The sequence below is a fragment of the Curtobacterium pomorum genome, assembly GCF_044497295.1.
GTDB lineage: Bacteria > Actinomycetota > Actinomycetes > Actinomycetales > Microbacteriaceae > Curtobacterium.
The window spans coordinates 3,424,557-3,440,823 of record NZ_CP172409.1 but is presented as its reverse complement, the minus strand read 5'-3'; the positions used below and the strand labels follow the sequence as shown (position 1 = coordinate 3,440,823).

At 71.1% G+C, this 16,267-nt stretch carries 16 protein-coding genes; 9 read left to right on the top strand and 7 right to left on the bottom strand.

Features of this window, described 5'->3' with window-relative positions:
* Positions 1–28: 28 nt before the first annotated feature.
* Together ACGH48_RS16455 and ACGH48_RS16450 are read right to left on the bottom strand one after the other, a co-directional pair.
* Positions 29–916 carry a hypothetical protein gene (locus tag ACGH48_RS16455; protein WP_396289370.1) on the bottom strand — a complete coding sequence of 296 codons (888 nt, stop codon included), beginning with the start codon at positions 914–916 and terminating at the stop codon, positions 29–31.
* Positions 913–1,467 carry an RNA polymerase sigma factor gene (locus ACGH48_RS16450; RefSeq protein ID WP_123312044.1) on the bottom strand — a complete coding sequence of 185 codons (555 nt, stop codon included), beginning with the start codon at positions 1,465–1,467 and terminating at the stop codon, positions 913–915. The genes ACGH48_RS16455 and ACGH48_RS16450 overlap by 4 nt, the downstream gene beginning before the upstream one ends.
* 110 nt (positions 1,468–1,577) lie before the next feature.
* Between ACGH48_RS16450 and argG the strand changes: the two genes are divergently transcribed.
* Positions 1,578–3,020 (top strand): argininosuccinate synthase, encoded by a 1,443-nt coding sequence (gene argG, locus ACGH48_RS16445; protein WP_123293324.1) that lies wholly within the window; start codon positions 1,578–1,580, stop codon positions 3,018–3,020.
* Between the two features lie 110 nt (positions 3,021–3,130).
* Here argG and ACGH48_RS16440 read toward each other — a convergent pair whose 3' ends face one another.
* Positions 3,131–3,844 (bottom strand): alpha/beta hydrolase, encoded by a 714-nt coding sequence (locus tag ACGH48_RS16440; protein WP_396289368.1) that lies wholly within the window; start codon positions 3,842–3,844, stop codon positions 3,131–3,133.
* 213 nt (positions 3,845–4,057) lie between these two features.
* Between ACGH48_RS16440 and ACGH48_RS16435 the strand changes: the two genes are divergently transcribed.
* Both ACGH48_RS16435 and ACGH48_RS16430 read left to right on the top strand, forming a co-directional pair.
* The gene (locus ACGH48_RS16435) at positions 4,058–4,225 is read left to right on the top strand and encodes a hypothetical protein (RefSeq protein ID WP_185021300.1); all 168 of its coding nucleotides are present in this window, start codon (positions 4,058–4,060) and stop codon (positions 4,223–4,225) included.
* Positions 4,226–4,265: 40 nt separating this feature from the next.
* A complete protein-coding gene (locus ACGH48_RS16430; protein ID WP_396289366.1) occupies positions 4,266–4,865 on the top strand; it encodes a copper resistance protein CopC in 600 nt (199 codons plus the stop codon).
* Between the two features lie 250 nt (positions 4,866–5,115).
* Here the strand turns inward: ACGH48_RS16430 and ACGH48_RS16425 are convergent, their stop codons facing one another.
* Both ACGH48_RS16425 and ACGH48_RS16420 read right to left on the bottom strand, forming a co-directional pair.
* Positions 5,116–6,552 carry an MATE family efflux transporter gene (locus tag ACGH48_RS16425; RefSeq protein ID WP_396289365.1) on the bottom strand — a complete coding sequence of 479 codons (1,437 nt, stop codon included), beginning with the start codon at positions 6,550–6,552 and terminating at the stop codon, positions 5,116–5,118.
* A gap of 149 nt (positions 6,553–6,701) precedes the next feature.
* A complete protein-coding gene (locus ACGH48_RS16420) occupies positions 6,702–7,190 on the bottom strand; it encodes a MarR family winged helix-turn-helix transcriptional regulator (RefSeq protein ID WP_396289364.1) in 489 nt (162 codons plus the stop codon).
* Positions 7,191–7,548: 358 nt separating this feature from the next.
* Between ACGH48_RS16420 and ACGH48_RS16415 the strand changes: the two genes are divergently transcribed.
* The 3 genes from ACGH48_RS16415 to ACGH48_RS16405 all read left to right on the top strand — a co-directional run bounded on the left by ACGH48_RS16415 (position 7,549) and on the right by ACGH48_RS16405 (position 10,185).
* The gene (locus tag ACGH48_RS16415) at positions 7,549–7,716 is read left to right on the top strand and encodes a hypothetical protein (RefSeq protein ID WP_396289363.1); all 168 of its coding nucleotides are present in this window, start codon (positions 7,549–7,551) and stop codon (positions 7,714–7,716) included.
* Positions 7,717–7,756: 40 nt separating this feature from the next.
* Positions 7,757–8,584, top strand: coding sequence for an ammonia-dependent NAD(+) synthetase (nadE, locus tag ACGH48_RS16410; RefSeq protein WP_396289361.1), 828 nt, complete (start codon positions 7,757–7,759; stop codon positions 8,582–8,584).
* Positions 8,585–8,727: 143 nt separating this feature from the next.
* Positions 8,728–10,185, top strand: coding sequence for a flotillin family protein (locus tag ACGH48_RS16405; RefSeq protein WP_396289360.1), 1,458 nt, complete (start codon positions 8,728–8,730; stop codon positions 10,183–10,185).
* A gap of 33 nt (positions 10,186–10,218) precedes the next feature.
* Here ACGH48_RS16405 and ACGH48_RS16400 read toward each other — a convergent pair whose 3' ends face one another.
* Positions 10,219–10,665 carry a hypothetical protein gene (locus ACGH48_RS16400; protein WP_396289359.1) on the bottom strand — a complete coding sequence of 149 codons (447 nt, stop codon included), beginning with the start codon at positions 10,663–10,665 and terminating at the stop codon, positions 10,219–10,221.
* A 71-nt stretch (positions 10,666–10,736) separates the two neighbouring features.
* On the bottom strand, positions 10,737–11,696 hold the full coding sequence (locus tag ACGH48_RS16395; protein ID WP_396289358.1) for a phosphotransferase: 960 nt from the start codon (positions 11,694–11,696) through the stop codon (positions 10,737–10,739).
* Between the two features lie 189 nt (positions 11,697–11,885).
* Between ACGH48_RS16395 and ACGH48_RS16390 the strand changes: the two genes are divergently transcribed.
* From ACGH48_RS16390 to ACGH48_RS16380, 3 genes are all read left to right on the top strand, one after another.
* Complete coding sequence (locus ACGH48_RS16390; protein WP_396289357.1) at positions 11,886–13,940, top strand: MDR family MFS transporter; 2,055 nt, start codon at positions 11,886–11,888, stop codon at positions 13,938–13,940.
* A gap of 61 nt (positions 13,941–14,001) precedes the next feature.
* Positions 14,002–14,586, top strand: coding sequence for a TetR/AcrR family transcriptional regulator (locus ACGH48_RS16385; protein WP_396289356.1), 585 nt, complete (start codon positions 14,002–14,004; stop codon positions 14,584–14,586).
* 318 nt (positions 14,587–14,904) lie between these two features.
* Complete coding sequence (locus ACGH48_RS16380; RefSeq protein WP_396289355.1) at positions 14,905–16,242, top strand: enolase C-terminal domain-like protein; 1,338 nt, start codon at positions 14,905–14,907, stop codon at positions 16,240–16,242.
* Positions 16,243–16,267 lie beyond the last annotated feature (25 nt).

Here is a 16,267-nt window from a genome sequence, read left to right as displayed (position 1 = left end):
CAGGGGCACCGAAGCCGAGTGCCGACGATCACCCCGCGGCCGGCTGGACCGGCGGGTCCTCCGGGATCGGGTGCTCGCCCTGCCAGATCGTGTCGACCTGCTCGAACTCGCGCGGTGCGCACTGCGTGTCGAGGACGTCGACGGCTTCGGTCGGCGTCGACCAGATGTACCACGGGCCGGCGCCGGGGCCCGTGCTCGACCACAAGCCGTCGGCGTACCACGACGGCGCCACGTCGCCGATCGGGTGCCCCGCCTGCGCCATGCAGGCCGCGAGCCGGTCGAAGGCGGCGGTGTACTCGGCTAGGGTGATGGTCCCGTCGGCGATCGCAGCCTGCTGCTGGGGCGAGGGCTGGGCGATCCGTGCCGACCGTGCCCACGACGCCCACACGGCGTAGCGGGCACCGCCGCCACCGGAGACCGACACGGCGGCCGCTCCGGATCCGGTCAGCGGGGAGAGGCTCCATCGCGGCATGGAACCCGGCGTGCACGCGACGGCGTCGGCGACGGTCGTCCCGCCGACCTCGACCGTGAAGGTGCCGGGGTCGAGACACTCCCACGTGAGCGTCACCCGGTCGGCTCCCTCCGGCCGAGCGCCGAGGGAGAACGAGGCGTCGCCGTGGGTGACGGTGAACGCGGGGGAGCCGAGCATCGATGCGTGGTTGACCTCGACCGTCCCGTAGCGGGTCGTCGTCGCGAGCAGATCCTCGCGTGCGGCGTCCGCGGTGGCGCCGGGGAGCGCCGCAGCCGTGATCCCTCCGGTGAGTCCGGCGCCGACGGCGAAGGCCGTCACGACCGCGGCGACCGTGCCGCGAGTGGGTCGTCGTCGCCGCGGACGCGCGGGGTGGGCCGTTGCGTCGACGTCGGCGACGAGGGCGTCGCGCATCGCGGCGAGACGAGGGGAGATGTCGTCGTTCACAGTGTGCCTCCGAGGGGTTCCGCTGACGTCGAGTACTGCTGCTGGAGTCGTGCCTTCGCCCGGTGGAGCCGGGACTTCACGGTGCCCGGTGCGACCCCGAGGGCTGCGGCCGCTTCGCGCTCGCCGAGGCCTTCGAGCACGCAGAGGGTGAGGACCCGCTGGTCCGCGATCGGGAGCCCGCGCAACGCTGCGACCGCTTCGGCGTCGGTGAACGACTCTGCGGGGTCGGGAGCGGGGTCGTCGACCGGGAACCTCCCGAGGAAGAGCCGGTGACGGCGGGTGGCGCGGGTCAGGTTGTGCGCGGTGTTCGTCGCCGTGACGAGCAGCCAGGGCAACATGGAGTCGTCGACGAAGCGGACGCGTTCGCGCTTCCGCCAGGCCTCGAGGAACGCGATGGCCACGACGTCGTCGGCGTCGACCGGGGTGGGGACGAGGCCGACGGCGTGCCGGCGCAGGCGTGGGGCGTGGCGGTCGAAGACGCGTCCGACCGCTCGGCCGTCGCCGGCCATGCCCAGCGCCCAGTCCGCTCGGTCCCCCGTGATCTGGTTCATGCCCTGTATTGTCCGGGCGCAGCGGATCGGTTCCCGGTTCGCGGGACGAGTTCTCCACAACCGTCGCGCTGGACGGTAGCGTGCCCCGGTCTCCCCGTACGATTGACCCCGTGTCCAAGGTCCTGAGCAGTCTCCCCGTCGGCGAACGAGTCGGCATCGCGTTCTCAGGGGGTCTCGACACCTCCTGCGCCGTTGCCTGGATGCGCGAGAAGGGGGCGATCCCCTGCACGTACACGGCTGACATCGGTCAGTACGACGAGCCGGACATCGACGCCGTCCCGAGCCGCGCCCACGAGTACGGTGCCGAGATCGCCCGCCTGGTCGACGCGAAGAGCGCCCTGGTGGAAGAAGGCCTCGTCGCCCTGCAGACCGGTGCCTTCCACATCCGTTCCGGCGGCAAGACGTACTTCAACACGACGCCCCTCGGTCGTGCGGTGACGGGCACGATGCTCGTCCGCGCGATGAAGGAGGACGGCGTCGACATCTGGGGCGACGGCTCCACCTACAAGGGCAACGACATCGAGCGGTTCTACCGCTACGGCCTGATGGCCAACCCGCGTCTGCGCGTCTACAAGCCGTGGCTCGACTCCGAGTTCGTCGAGGAGCTCGGCGGCCGCAAGGAGATGAGCGAGTGGCTCGTCGCCCGCGGCTTCCCGTACCGCGACTCCACCGAGAAGGCGTACTCGACCGACGCCAACATCTGGGGTGCCACGCACGAGGCGAAGAGCCTCGAGGAGCTCTCGAGCGGCCTGGACATCGTCGAGCCGATCATGGGCGTCGCCGCCTGGCGTGACGACGTCGAGGTCGCCACCGAGGTCGTCAGCATCCGCTTCGAGGCCGGACGCCCCGTCGCGATCAACGGCGAGGAGTACACGGACGCCGTCGCACTCGTCTACGAGGCGAACGCGATCGGCGGTCGTCACGGCCTCGGCGCGTCCGACCAGATCGAGAACCGCATCATCGAGGCGAAGAGCCGCGGCATCTACGAGGCACCGGGCATGGCCCTGCTGCACATCGCGTACGAGCGGCTGCTCAACGCGATCCACAACGAGGACACCGTCGCGTCGTACCACAACGAGGGCCGCCGACTCGGGCGCCTGATGTACGAGGGCCGTTGGCTCGACCCGCAGTCGCTCATGCTCCGCGAGTCCCTGCAGCGCTGGGTCGCGTCGGCCGTCACGGGCGAGGTCACGCTGCGCCTGCGTCGCGGCGACGACTACACGATCCTCGACACCACGGGTCCGGCGCTGTCCTACCACCCCGACAAGCTCTCGATGGAGCGGGTCGGCGACGCCGCGTTCGGTCCGGACGACCGCATCGGTCAGCTGACGATGCGCAACCTCGACATCGCGGACTCCCGCTCAAGGCTCGAGCAGTACGCGGCCGCCGGTCTCATCGGTGGTGCGACGGCCGAGCTCGTCGGTGAGCTCGAGGCGGGCGAGTCCGAGGAGATCCTCGGCGGCGCCGTCATCGCCTCGGACGCCGAGGACGCGCTCGGTCGTCGGACGGACCTCGCCTCCGAGGGCGCGGCCTTCGACTCCGGCACCGACTGACCAGAGCGAGACCACGCGACCGGTCACGTGCCCTGATGGCACGGACCCGACGGACGGGAGGCGCGGTGCCAGCTGGCACCGCACCTCCCGTCCGTCGTCCTGGCGGCGATTCAGGCCGTGGCAGCCCCGAGCAGCAGCTCCAGCTGCTCGACGACCAGGTCGGGCCGCGTGATGAACGGGTGGTGCCCGGTCGGCACGTCGACGCTCCGCGTCGCCCGCGCCGAGTGCGCGCGCTGCAGCCGCACGGTGGTGCTGCGGTCCTCGGTGCAGACGAGGTAGGTCGAGTCGACGTCCTGCCACCCGGCTGCCGTCGTCGGCGTCACGAACGCGCCCGCCGACTGAGCGGTCACCCGGTCCCAGGCGGCGCGTTGCGTGCTCGTGTCGGCGTCCTGCAGGAAGCGCGCACCGAAGGACGCGGCGTCGTAGCCGGCGACTGCGAGGACTCCGTCACCGCCCGGACCGATCGACACGGGGTCGGGCTCGTCGGCCATGATGCCGGCCTGCGCGGAGCCGACGTCGGGCAGGTAGGAGGACACGTACAGCAGCTGTGCGACGGCGTCGTGGCGTCCGGCCTCGGCGATCACGGTGCCGCCGTAGGAGTGCCCGACGACGATCGCCCCGTCGCTGTCGTCGAGGGCGGCGCGCAGGGCGGCTGCGTCCTCGGCGAGCCCGCCCTCGGGGTGTCCCGCCGGTCCCTCGCCGCAGGAGGGCAGGGCGACCGTACGACTGCGGATGCCGGTGCGGCTGTGCAGCAGGTCAGCGGTGGGCTGCCACCACCAGGCACCGTCGCGGACGAGGGCGCCGTGGACGAAGAGGATCTCCATGCGTCGACGGTACGGCCGACCGGCCGGCGGCGCGCGGTCGGCCGAGAAGCGCATCGCGCTCGACGACGTCGGACGGAACCCCTACCGTGGAGGTACCGGATCGGTCATCAGGGACCCGTCGTCACGATGCTCCTCACAGATGTGGGGTCTGGCACAGCGGGTCGATCCGGACGAATCCGAGATGCGCATCATCTCGACGAAGGGCTGGTCATCATGACCGCCAGAATGCAGAACGACTGGCACCGCCACGGTCTCCGGTCGCCCGAGGACCTCGAAGCCCTCGTGGCCGAGCGCCTCGAAGGCACGGGCCACGCTTCCACTGCTACGGGCGACGCCCGGCGCGAGCCGTCCTACGCCGACTTCCTCGGCGAGCAGATCTGACCCGTCCGGTCCGCTGCTCTACGGCTTGTAGAGTCTGTGCATGCGGACAGGACGAACGACGGCAGCTTCCCTCGCGATCGTCATCGGTGGGTTGTTCGCGATCCTCGGGGTCCAGCCGGCATCGGCGCACTCGGCGCTGACGAGCAGCACGCCCGCTGACGGCGCGGTCGTCACCGAGCCGCTCGACCGGATCGATCTGACGTTCAGCGAGGCACCGCTCGCGGGTCTCGACGCTGGCCTGCGGATCCAGGTCACCGACGCCGACGGCACCGACGTGTCGACGGGCGACGTGACCGTGTCCGGCATGACGATGGGCAAGGCCGTCGAGCTCGAGAACGGTGCGTACACGGTGCTCTGGCGGTACGTGTCGCCGGACGGACACCCGATCGACGGCTCGTACGGGTTCGAGTACCGGGCCGCGGTCGCGACACCGTCCGCGACGACTCCGCCGACGTCGGACCCCGTTACCCCCACTCCGACGTCGACCGCGACGGCGACCGGCGCCTCCGACGGCGCGCCGGACTCAGCGCCGGGCATCGCCCCGGGTGTCTGGGTGGCGCTCGGCGCCGGCACGGTGCTCGCCGCCGGGGCCGTCGTCGTGCTCCTTCTGCGCCGCAGCCGCGGCCGCGGCCGCGCGTAGCGCGCCCCGCTCACTTCGTGAGCAGAAATGGTCGGGTCGCCTTCCGGGACCCGACCATTCCTGCGCACCATGCGCCGTGCCTGCGACCCGGCCACGCACCGGACGGGAGGCCCGCCACCCGGCCGGCACGGGCCTCCCGTCCGACGCCGGCCGCGTTCACCCCCGCTTCGTGAGCAGAAGAGCTCGGGTCCTGGAACGGGACCCGACCTCTTCTGCTCACCATGCGAACGCGGCACGAGCGCGGCGGGCGCTACGCGGCGGGCGCCTCCGCGAGCGCAGCGTCCGCCCGCTCCTCGCTGCCGGCGGCCAGACCGCGGGCGATCTTCCCGCGTGATGCCAGCCACAGCACCAGGGCGGCCACGAACACGATGACCTCGGTGACGGTGAGCGCCCAGATGATCCCGGCGAGCCCGAACCACACGTTGCCGACGATCACGATCGGGATGAACAGCACGCCCTGCGCCAGCGACAGCACCATCGCGGGCAGCACCATGCCGGTCGCCTGGAACAGCGAGGTGAGCAGCCCCGTGAACCCGTTCACGATCGCGGCGACGAGCTGTGCCGTCAGGATCGTCAGGCCGATCGCGAGCACCGAGTGGTCACCGGAGAAGATCGTGAAGACCTGCTCGCGGAACGTGAAGACCGCGCCGGAGAACACGAGGACGATCGCGCCGACCGTGACGGCGGCTCCGCGCAGGGCGGCCCGGAGCCGTGCGGCGTCGCCCTTGCCGAAGGCGTAGGCGAGCAGCGGCAGGACACCGATCGTGACGCCCATCACCAGGAACTCCGGGACCTGCGCGATGCGGACCGCGACGCCCATGGCGGCGAGCGGGTCGTCGCCGTAGGCGGCGGCGAGGTTGTTGAGCACGAGTGTGGTGACGATCAGGAAGGCCGACTGCAGCAGTTCGCCGACGCCGATGCCGAAGACGGGCTTCAGGACGTCGGCACGGAGGGTGAACCACTTCGGGGCGAAGCTGACGTTCTCGCTGTTCCGCTGCAGCCAGGTCACCCAGTAGGCGATCGACACGACGTTCGCGAGCCCGACGGCCAGTGCGGCACCGCCGACACCCCAGTGCAGCACGAGGATGAAGAGCACGTCGAACACCAGGTTGCCGATGGTCGACAGGACCAGGCCGATCATCGCCTGGCGTGCAGCGCCCTCGGAGCGGACGATCTGCTCGAGCGCGAACGACGAGGCGAGCACCGGGACGAACGCGAGCATCACGGCGACGTACTCGCTCGTGGCGGGGACCGCTGCGGCGTCGGCGCCGAGCACGGCGACGAGCGGTCGCAGGAACACGAGCCCGACGACGGCCAGGACCGCGCCGGTGACGACGGCACCCCACAGTGCGAACGAGGCGACGTGCTTGATGTCCCGGGCCTTGGCGGGGTCGTGCTCCGAGGCACCGAGCAGGCGTGACATCAGGGCGCTGCCGCCGACACCGAACACGCCGCCGACGGCCATGACGATGCCGAGCAGCGGGGTGCCGAAGGTGATCGCGGCGAGGAGTGACGTGTCGTGCTGCGCGCCGATGAAGCCGGCGTTGATGACGTTGTACAGGGCGCTGACGACCATCGCGGCGGCCATCGGCACGCACAGGTGCACGAGGGCCCGGGCGATCGGGGCGGCGGAGAGGTACCAGCGGTTCGTGGCCGCGGCGGTGTTCTCGGGGGTCGTGGTGGTCATGACTGCCTCCTTCTGGGCAGGGCGGACGGCGCGACGGGATGTCGTCGCGTGCGGGGGTTGGGCCGGGAGGCCCGTGGCGCGTCGAGCGCGCCGGGGACGTCGGTCCCGGGGCGGCGCTACCGCGTCGGGGACGTTGCCGGGTCGGGGCGCTACCGCGTCGGCGGTGCGAGCTCCGCGGTCACCTTCTGCAGCAGACGCTGCAGGGTGGCCCGTTCGTCGGGGTCGAGTGGTGCGAGCAGGGTGTCGTCGAGGGCGACCATCGCGTCGGTGAAGCCGGCGATGAGGTCGGTGCCCGCCGGGGTGGCGTGCACGGTCTTCGTCCGGCCGTTCGTGGCGTCGGGGCGTCGTTCGACGAGGCCACGGCGCTCGAGGCCCTGCAGGAGGCTCGAGACACTGGCCGCGCTGGTCCGGGTGATCTCGGCGATGTCGCGTTGGATCGCCCCGGGGTTCTGCTGCAGGTACCCGAGCACGAAGCTCTGCTCGCGGGTGAGGTCCCGATCGCGGACCCACTCGTCGGCCGCCTTGCGCTGTGCCCATCCGATCCACCGCATGAGTTCGAGCGGGGTGGTGAGGTCCGGTGCCTGCATGATCAGGACTCTAACTGTTTGATATCTAACTGTCAACGCGCGGTCGTCCACCGTCCGACCCCGGAACGGGGGTATGGGCCGGGGGCACGCCCCTGGTAGCTTGCACAGGAAGGCGGCCTCACCACCCGTCGTCCTCGGTCCGGCACCGGACCGTTCGGGTCTCCCGACGCACCGCCGGGGGATGGATCAGCAGTGGCGGACCTCCGCCCGGGAAAGGGACCCATGACTCGCACTGCGCTCCGGGCGCGACGCCGCCGGCGTCCATGACCTCCGACGCGCGCCGGCGGGTACCGGCGTGCGTCTCCACGGGGCCGCGGCGTTCGGGTCGCCTCGGGCCCTCCGGTGCGGTGGCGGTTCGGGCCGCTGCCGCACCGGACATCCGCACCACCACGAGTCTGTGAGGACCACCGTGCACGATCACGACACCCACCCGCTCGACCGTCGGGTCGGCCCGCCGCACGTCGAGCGGTTCCGGCTGACGCAGACCGCCGAGACCCTCGGCGTCGTCTGCACCTGCGCGATCGGCGTCGACCACGACAACACGATCCGGCCGGTGAGCGCAGAACCCGTCCGCTGAACGCTGTGCACACCGGCCGGTGCGGCGGGATACTGGGGTGGTGCGTGAACTCCAAGCCGCCATCGCCGCGGACCTCAACGTCCAGCCGACCATCGAGCCGGAGCAGGAGGTCGCCCGCCGTGTCGGGTTCCTCCGCGACTACCTGCTCACGACCGGCGCGAAGGGGTTCCTGCTCGCCATCAGCGGCGGCCAGGACTCCACGCTCGCCGGGCGCCTGACCCAGCTCGCCGTCGAGTCGCTCCGCGCCGAGGGGCACCCCGCCGAGTTCACGACCGTCCGCATGCCGTACCGCGTGCAGGCCGACGAGGAGGACGCCCAGCTCGCCCTGCAGTTCATCGCGGCCGACCCGGGCATCACCGTCAACATCGAGCACGGCGTCGACGGGGTCATGCAGGACACCGCTGCCTCCGGCGTCGAGCTGAGCGACTTCGTGAAGGGCAACGTCAAGGCCCGGATGCGCATGGTCGCCCAGTACGCCGTCGCCGGCCAGCGCGGGCTGCTCGTCGTCGGGACCGACCACGCGGCCGAGGCGGTGACCGGCTTCTTCACGAAGTACGGCGACGGCGGCGTCGACCTCACGCCGCTCACCGGCCTGTCGAAGAGCCAGGGGCGGCAGCTGCTCGAGCACCTCGGCGCCCCGGCCCGCCTGTACGAGAAGGCCCCCACCGCGGACCTGCTCGACGAGACGCCCGGCCAGACCGACGAGGCGAACCTCGGGCTGTCCTACGCCGAGATCGACGCCTACCTGCAGGGGCACGACGTCCCGCTCGAGGTCGCCGAGGCGATCGAGTCGCGGTACCGCGCGACCGAGCACAAGCGCCAGGTGCCGGCGACGCCCTTCGACGACTGGTGGCGTGCGGGCGCGTAGGCGCTGACGCGACCATCGACAGGAGGCGCGCTGCAGGGGATCCTGCAGCGCGCCTCCTGTCCGTCCGCGCGGTCTCCTAGGATGGGAGCCGACGGAACAACAGATGCGGAATCCAGGCCGTCGCCTGGTCCGGAGGGGGAGTCATGGAAGTCCTGTTCGCGCTCGGAGCCATCCCGCTGATCATCGTGGGGATCATCGTCCTCGCCGTGATCGCGCTGATCTACGCGAAGGTCGTGTACCGCAACGCCGGCGCCGACGAAGCACTCATCATCACCGGCAAGCGCTCGCGCAAGGTCAAGAACGACGACGGCACCGAGACCGTCGAGTCCGGCATCAAGGTCGTCCTCGGCGCCGGCGTCCTGGTCCGGCCGTTCTTCGAGAAGGTCGCGAAGCTCTCGCTCAGCTCGCGGGCGATCGACATCAACGTCAACGCGCAGGACTCCCGCGGCGTGACGATCGACGTCGAAGCGGTCGCGCTCGTCAAGGTGGGCGAGACCGACGCCTCGATCCGGGCGGCCGCGCAGCGGTTCCTCGGGCAGGAGAAGAAGATCGACGACTTCGCGCGCGAGGTCCTGTCGGGTTCGCTCCGTGCGTCGATCGGTGCGACCGACGTGTCCACGATCATCCGCAACCGCGACCAACTCACCGTCGCGGTGCTCGACGTGGCGAAGGACGCCCTGCACAGCCAGGGCCTCGACGTCGACTCCTTCGAGATCAAGGGCATCTCGGACCGCAACGAGTACATCAGCGACCTCGGTCGTGCGGAGCGCGCCCGTGTCCGGCTCGAGGCGGAGAACGCCGAGGCGCAGGCCGACCGCGAAGCGCGAGAGGCCCGTGCCACCGCGGACCAGGCCATCGCCGAAGCCGAGAACACCCTGGCGATCCGTCGTGCCGCGCTGCAGCTCGACGCCGACCGTGCGTCGGCCGAGGCCGCAGCCGCCGGGCCGCTCGCTCAGGCCCGTGCGGCGCAGGGCGTCGTCGAGCAGGAGCAGATCACCGCGCAGAAGCGTGCCGAGCTGCGCCGTGCCGAGCTCGAGTCCGAGGTCTCCGCCGTCGCCGAAGCGCAGGCGCGGAAGACCCGTGTCGAGGCCGAAGCGGCCGCCGGTGCCCAGGTCGAGACCGCTCGTGCCCAGGCCGAGGCCCGTCGCATCTCGGCCGAGGCGATCGCCGCCGAGGCGAAGGCCGAGTCCGAGGCCCGCAAGCTGGCCGCCGACGCCTCCCGTGCCGAGGGTGAGGCAGCTGCCGACGCGATCCGCGCCAAGGGTCAGGCCGAGGCTGACGCCACGAAGGCCCAGGCCGACGCACTCGCACAGCACTCCGAGGCCGTCCTGCGCGTCAAGGCCATCGAGACGCTGCCGAGCATCGCCCGCGAGCTCGCGGCGCCGATGGGCAACATCGACAAGCTGACCGTGGTGTCCTCCGACGGCGCCGGCGCGCTGTCGAAGAGCGTCGTGAGCCAGTTCAGCGAGGTCGACGCCCTGCTCGGGACGACCGCCGGTTTCACCCTGAGCGACATCGTCAAGAGCGCGACGACGGGGCAGGCTGCAGCCCGGGCAGTGGTCCGCGAGCAGTCCACCGGCACCGTGGAGCCGACCGAGTAGTCGCAGCGGAACGCGCAGCGGGCGTGGCGAGGATCAGTCCTCGTCGCGCCCGTTCTCGTCGCGGCGCTCGCGCTGCTGTCCACCGGCGTCCTCGCGCTGGCCGCCGCTGCGCTCGTTCGCGTCGCGCGGGTCCTCAGCGGCGGCGGCATCGCGCTGGTCGGCGAGCCGCTGCTGCCAGACGACGCTGCGGGCCGCGCCCTCGAGGACGTCGTCGACGCTGCGCCCGGTCTGCGCCGCGAGCGCGCCACTGAGCCCCGCCGTCAGGGTCCCGCCGGCCGATGCCAGCCGCTCGACCACCTGCTCCTGGCGTGGGGTGAGGGGTTCGTCGATCATCTCGTCGATGGTGTCGCGGATGTTCTGTTCGCTCGCGTCCAGTGCCGCCTCGTCACCGGAGTGCAGCGCTGCTGCTTCTCCGACGACGACGAGACCGAGGCGCGCTGCGTCGTCTTCGGGACGCGGAGTGCGGTGCTCATCAGCCATGCGGGGGACCGTACGCTCCGGGGTGCCGCGCTTGCTGGACAGTCGGGGTACCCGACGCCTGTTGCCCGTCGTCAGCGCGGCGCCGCGTCCCATCGGCGGAGCAACCACTCCGCCGCGGCGACCCCTTCGCGTCGTTGGAAGTCACGGATGGTCGGCATGTTCGGCGGTGCCGGCGGCAGCGCGTGCTCGAAGAACAGTCCGGCGAGACCAGCGAGGACGGCGTCGACCGTCGCGGCGGGCAGTCCGGCGAACACCGGGTGGGTGGCGAGGTGGTGCTCGACGTCGCTGTCCTCGCCGCGGACGAGGGTGTCGACCAGGTAGGTCAGCGGGTCGAGCCAGTGCGCGCCGATGCTCGCCCACGGCCAGTCCACGACCCAGACGACCCCGGAACCGTCGACGAGCAGGTTGTCGGCACGGCAGTCGGCGTGCACGAGGTGTTCGCCGTCGACGAGTGCCGCTGCTCGGTCGGCGGCTCGGGCGATCGCGGGTCCGGCGGTGAGGACGTGTGCCGGCACGACCTCGGCCACCCGGTCGGCCAGGGTCGGGTCGCCGAGCATCCGGTCCCAGGTGCTGAACTCGTGGCGCAGGTCGTCGGCGATCCGGGGGAGGGCACGGAGATCCCCGGTCGCCGGCGGCAGGGTGTCCAGCGCATCGAGCACCGCCGCGGTGTCCCTGCCGTCGAGTGCTGCCCCGGGGTGCTCGCCCTCGATGTCGTCGAGGACCAGGACGACCCATTCGTCGCCGTCGGCGGTGGCGTCGAAGGCGTCCAGCAGGCGCGGCGCCTGCACCGTCGACGGCAGCTGCGCCACCACACGGGCTTCCCGGCGGTGCAGGTCGAAGGCATCGGCGTTCCGCGATCGCGAGACCGTCTTGACGAACGCCCGCCGTCCCGTGGCCGTGACCACACGGTCGGCACTCCCCGGCGACCACCCGGCCGCCTGGGACTCGGTGGTGGTCACCGCTTCGCCGAGGGTCTGCTCCACCCGTTCGCGCAGGATCGCCGGCACGTCCGTCCACGCAGTTCGCCCCATGCCAGACGACGCTACCTGAGAAGCCGTTCACGAACGTGCACGGATGGCAAGTTTGCGTTGGCGGCAAAGGTGCTCGTGATGTAAAGTTGCAGAGTCTGCAAGGTTGACCCGCCGTTCGACGGCCAGCCGCGCACGCTCCGGCGTCCCTTGCTCCGCACGACGACCACCACGCACCCCTGAAGGACCCCCATGTCTACTGCCACCGCACCCGTCGAGGTGTCGCGCGGACGACACGACTCCCCGGCCAGCACGCCGGGCAAGCCGATCATGTCGCACCGTCAGATCCTGCTCGTCATCTACGGCCTCATGGCCGGCATGTTCCTGTCGTCGCTCGACCAGACGATCGTCGGCACCGCGATCCGCACCATCGGCGACGACCTGCACGGTCTCGACCAGCAGGCCTGGGTCACGACCGCCTACCTGATCGCGTCGACCATCACGACGCCGATCTACGGCAAGCTCTCCGACGTCTTCGGCCGCCGCCCCCTCTACATCTTCGGCATCGCGGTCTTCATCCTCGGCTCGCTGCTCTCGACGATGTCGACCTCGATGATCATGCTCGCCGCGTTCCGCGCCTTCCAGGGCATCGGTGCCGGTGCGCTGATGTCGCTGCCGCTGGCGATCATGGGGGACATCCTCGCCCCGCGTGAGCGTGCCAAGTACCAGGGGTACTTCCTCGCCGTGTTCGGCATCTCGTCCGTCATCGGCCCGCTCATCGGCGGCCTGTTCGCCGGCGCGAGCACGATCCTCGGCGTGACCGGCTGGCGCTGGGTCTTCCTGATCAACGTGCCGATCGGCGTCGCGGCGCTCCTGATGGTCATCGCCTTCCTGCACCTGCCGAAGTTCGGTGACGCCAAGGCGAAGCCGCGCATCGACTGGTGGGGTGCCGCCTCGGTCATCGCGACCCTCGTCCCGCTCCTGCTCGTGGCCGAACAGGGCCGCACCTGGGGTTGGGGCTCGGCCGGCGCCATCGCCTGCTACGTGATCGGCGCGCTCGGACTCGTCGCCTTCCTGGTGATCGAGACCCTCATGAAGGACGACGCGATCATCCCGCTCAAGCTGTTCCGCTCGGGCACCTTCTCGATGGCCACGATCCTCGGCTTCCTGGTCGGCTTCGCGATGTTCGGCGCCATGCTGACCATCCCGCTGTACCTGCAGATCGTGACCGGCCTGACGCCCACCGAGTCCGGCTTCGCGACCCTGCCGATGATCGGCGGTCTGATGATCGCCTCGATCGCCTCGGGGCAGATCGTCGCCCTCACCGGTCGCTACCGGATCTTCCCGGTCATCGGCACGGCCCTGGTCTCGGTCGGCTACGTCGTCCTGACGTTCATGACGATCGACAAGCCGCTCTGGTTCCTGATGATCGGCATGTTCCTGATCGGCCTCGGCCTCGGACAGCTCATGCAGAGCATCACCCTGGCCTCGCAGAACTCCGTGCAGCCGCGTGACATGGGTGTGGCGACGTCGTCCGCCACGTTCTTCCGCCAGATCGGTGGAACGCTCGGTACGGCGGTCCTGCTGAGCGTCCTGTTCTCGATCATGCCGGCGAACATCCTGCACGCCACCGCGGACCAGAAGAACCTGTCGGGTGCGCTCGATGCGGCGCTGAACCCGACCGTCGCCACGGCGAAGGCGAACGCGGGCGTCATGGAGCAGATCTGGAACCCGATCGTCACCCCGGTGAAGTCGCAGGTGCAGTCCGGCCTCGACCAGGCCACGGCGCAGGTGACCACGGCCACGGCCGGCGCCCCGGAGGCCGTGCAGCAGCAGGCCCTGACCGCCGCAGCCGACAAGGCGCACGCCAGCGTGCAGGACGGCAAGCTCGTGGTCGACTGGTCGGACGCCTCGCAGCGCTCGTACTGGGTCGGTGAGCTCGCCCCCGAGCTGTCGAAGCAGATCGACGAGGGGGCCGGCGACGGCAGCAGCTCGAGCAGCGAGACGAGCGACACGTCCTACCTCAACGGCGCGACCCCGGCACTGACCAAGCCGTTCATGACCGGCTTCAACGCGTCGGCCGTGACGGTCTACTGGGTCGGCTTCGCCGTGATCCTGCTCGCGTTCGTCCTCAGCTGGTTCTTCAAGGCGCCGCCGCTCCGCAAGAGCTCGGCCCTGCAGGAGCAGGCCGACCAGGCCGGGACCGCTGACGACCTCGAGGTGCAGGCCGTGAAGGCTGCCGACACGATGGGGTCGCCCACGGCGCCCATCACCGGTTCGATCCCCGTCCAGCGGGACCGCGCGTAGGAGCGGCCACCGGGGCCTCCCGTCGCCAGACGGGAGGCCCCGACCCGCACCAGGAGCAGCAGTGAGCACGATCGAATCCCACCCGGCGGGTGACAGCGGCCTGCGGGAGCGCAAGAAACAGCAGACCCGGCACGCGATCCACCAGGCTGCGCTGGCACTGGTCATCGACCGCGGCCTGGCCGGTGTCACGGTCGAGGAGATCTGCGCCGACGCGGGGGTCTCGCCCCGCACCTTCTTCAACTACTTCCCGTCGAAGGGCGACGCGGCACTCGGGCTCCCCGACGGTTCGGTCCCCGAGGCTGCTCGGCAGGCGTTCCTGACCGCCGAGAGCCCGCTCGTGTCGGACCTGTGCGACCTCGTCGCCCGGACGGTGACGCTGCCCGCGGATCGCCGCCGCGTGAAGGAACTCGTGCAGGAGCGCCCGGAGATGGTGCCCGCGATGCTGCAGTGGATGGCGCGGGCCCGGCTCGCCGTGTTCGAGGTCGCGGCGGAGCGCACCGACGTCGACTCCGCGCGGACCGCGGTGACACTCGTCATGGCGGCGCTCATCGAGTCGGCGCACCGCTTCGCCGACGGCTCGCGCGACGAGTTTGCGGACCGCCTCCGCGGCGTGGTGGCCGAGATGGGCCGGCTCGCCTCCGCCTGAAACGCGACCACGGACGGGAGGCGCGGCGTGGGTCCGACCCGCACCGCGCCTCCCGTCCGTGGTCCGGGCGCTCCCGCCGAAGCGACAGATGCGCGTCCCCGCTGTCGACGGTGCCGCGAGCGCGACAGATCCCCGCGAACAGTCGGCGGGGATCTGTCGCTTTCACGGATCGGCCACACGTGCCCAAGCCGCGCAGCCATCCGACGACTTCGCGCCGTTCGAGACCAGAACGTGACGAAGCGTTCTCTTGACGCCGGAGACATAGGATGTTTTGATTGCCTCGTTCGGTCGACGGAGACCGGACGGCAGGAGACACGAATGAGCCGCATCACCGGTCTGCACGTGCGCGACATCCGCTTCCCGACCTCTCGGGAGCACGACGGATCCGACGCCATGAACCCCGCACCCGACTACTCGGCCGCCTACGTCGAGATCACGACCGACGCCCTGGACGGCCTCGTCGGCACCGGCTTCGTCTTCACCATCGGCCGCGGCAACGAGGTGCAGGAAGCCGCGATCGCCGCCCTGCGCGGCCACGTCGTCGGCGCCGACGCCGAGGCGGTCCTGGCCGACATGGGCGGCACCTGGCGGGCGATGGTCCACGACTCGCAACTGCGCTGGCTCGGCCCGGAGAAGGGCGTCATGCACATGGCCATCGGCGCCGTCGTGAACGCGCTCTGGGACCTCCGGGCGAAGCGCGCCGGACAGCCCCTCTGGGCCCTGCTCGCCGACCTGAGCCCCGAGGAGCTCGTCGACCTGGTCGACTTCCGGTACCTCACCGACGCGATCACGCCGACCGAGGCGCTCGAGCTGTTCCGGGCCGCCGAACCGCACCGTGCGACCCGTCGGGCTCGGCTCGAAGCGCAGGGCTACCAGGCGTACACGACCACCCCGGGTTGGCTCGGCTACGACGACGAGAAGCTCGCCCGGCTCTGCCGCGAGGCCGTCGACGAGGGCTTCGAGCAGATCAAGCTCAAGGTCGGCGGCGACGTCGACGAGGACGTCCGCCGGATGGGCATCGCCCGCGCCACGGTCGGCCCCGACGTCCGCATCGCGATCGACGCCAACCAGCGGTGGGACGTCGACGAAGCCGTCACCTGGATCGAGCGGCTCCGCCCGTTCGACATCGCCTGGGTCGAGGAGCCCACGAGCCCCGACGACATCCTGGCGCACGCCGAGATCGCCCGGCGCATCGCGCCGATCCCCGTCGCGACCGGTGAGCACATGGCCAACCGGGTGATCGCGAAGCAGCTCATCCAGGCGGGATCGATGTCGGTGCTGCAGATCGACGCCACCCGCGTTGCCGGGGTCAACGAGAACCTCGCGATCCTGCTCCTCGCCGCGAAGCACGGCGTCCGGGTCTGCCCGCACGCCGGCGGGGTCGGCCTGTGCGAGGCGGTGCAGCACCTGTCGATGTTCGACGCCGTCGCGCTGACCGGCGACCTCGACACCCGCTGCATCGAGTTCGTCGACCACCTGCACGAGCACTTCGTGACCCCGGTGGAGGTCCACGACGGTCGCTACTGGCCGCCGACCGCCCCCGGAGCCGGCACCGAGATGCTCGCCGACTCCCTCGACGCCTACGCCTTCCCGGACGGCCCGGCCTGGGCCGTGGTCGACACCGAGACGGTCCCCGACGCGGTCCGCGTCGCCTGAGCCGGCACGCAAGCACGCCAGCAAC

Bases quoted from the DNA above. Each gene is read 5' to 3' on its own strand.
- ACGH48_RS16450 (WP_123312044.1), bottom strand. From the start codon at position 1,467: ATGAACCAGATCACGGGGGACCGAGCGGACTGGGCGCTGGGCATGGCC.
- ACGH48_RS16440 (WP_396289368.1), bottom strand. From the start codon at position 3,844: ATGGAGATCCTCTTCGTCCACGGCGCCCTCGTCCGCGACGGTGCCTGG.
- ACGH48_RS16435 (WP_185021300.1), top strand. From the start codon at position 4,058: ATGACCGCCAGAATGCAGAACGACTGGCACCGCCACGGTCTCCGGTCG.
- ACGH48_RS16430 (WP_396289366.1), top strand. From the start codon at position 4,266: ATGCGGACAGGACGAACGACGGCAGCTTCCCTCGCGATCGTCATCGGT.
- ACGH48_RS16425 (WP_396289365.1), bottom strand. From the start codon at position 6,552: ATGACCACCACGACCCCCGAGAACACCGCCGCGGCCACGAACCGCTGG.
- ACGH48_RS16405 (WP_396289360.1), top strand. From the start codon at position 8,728: ATGGAAGTCCTGTTCGCGCTCGGAGCCATCCCGCTGATCATCGTGGGG.
- ACGH48_RS16400 (WP_396289359.1), bottom strand. From the start codon at position 10,665: ATGGCTGATGAGCACCGCACTCCGCGTCCCGAAGACGACGCAGCGCGC.
- ACGH48_RS16395 (WP_396289358.1), bottom strand. From the start codon at position 11,696: ATGGGGCGAACTGCGTGGACGGACGTGCCGGCGATCCTGCGCGAACGG.
- ACGH48_RS16390 (WP_396289357.1), top strand. From the start codon at position 11,886: ATGTCTACTGCCACCGCACCCGTCGAGGTGTCGCGCGGACGACACGAC.
- ACGH48_RS16380 (WP_396289355.1), top strand. From the start codon at position 14,905: ATGAGCCGCATCACCGGTCTGCACGTGCGCGACATCCGCTTCCCGACC.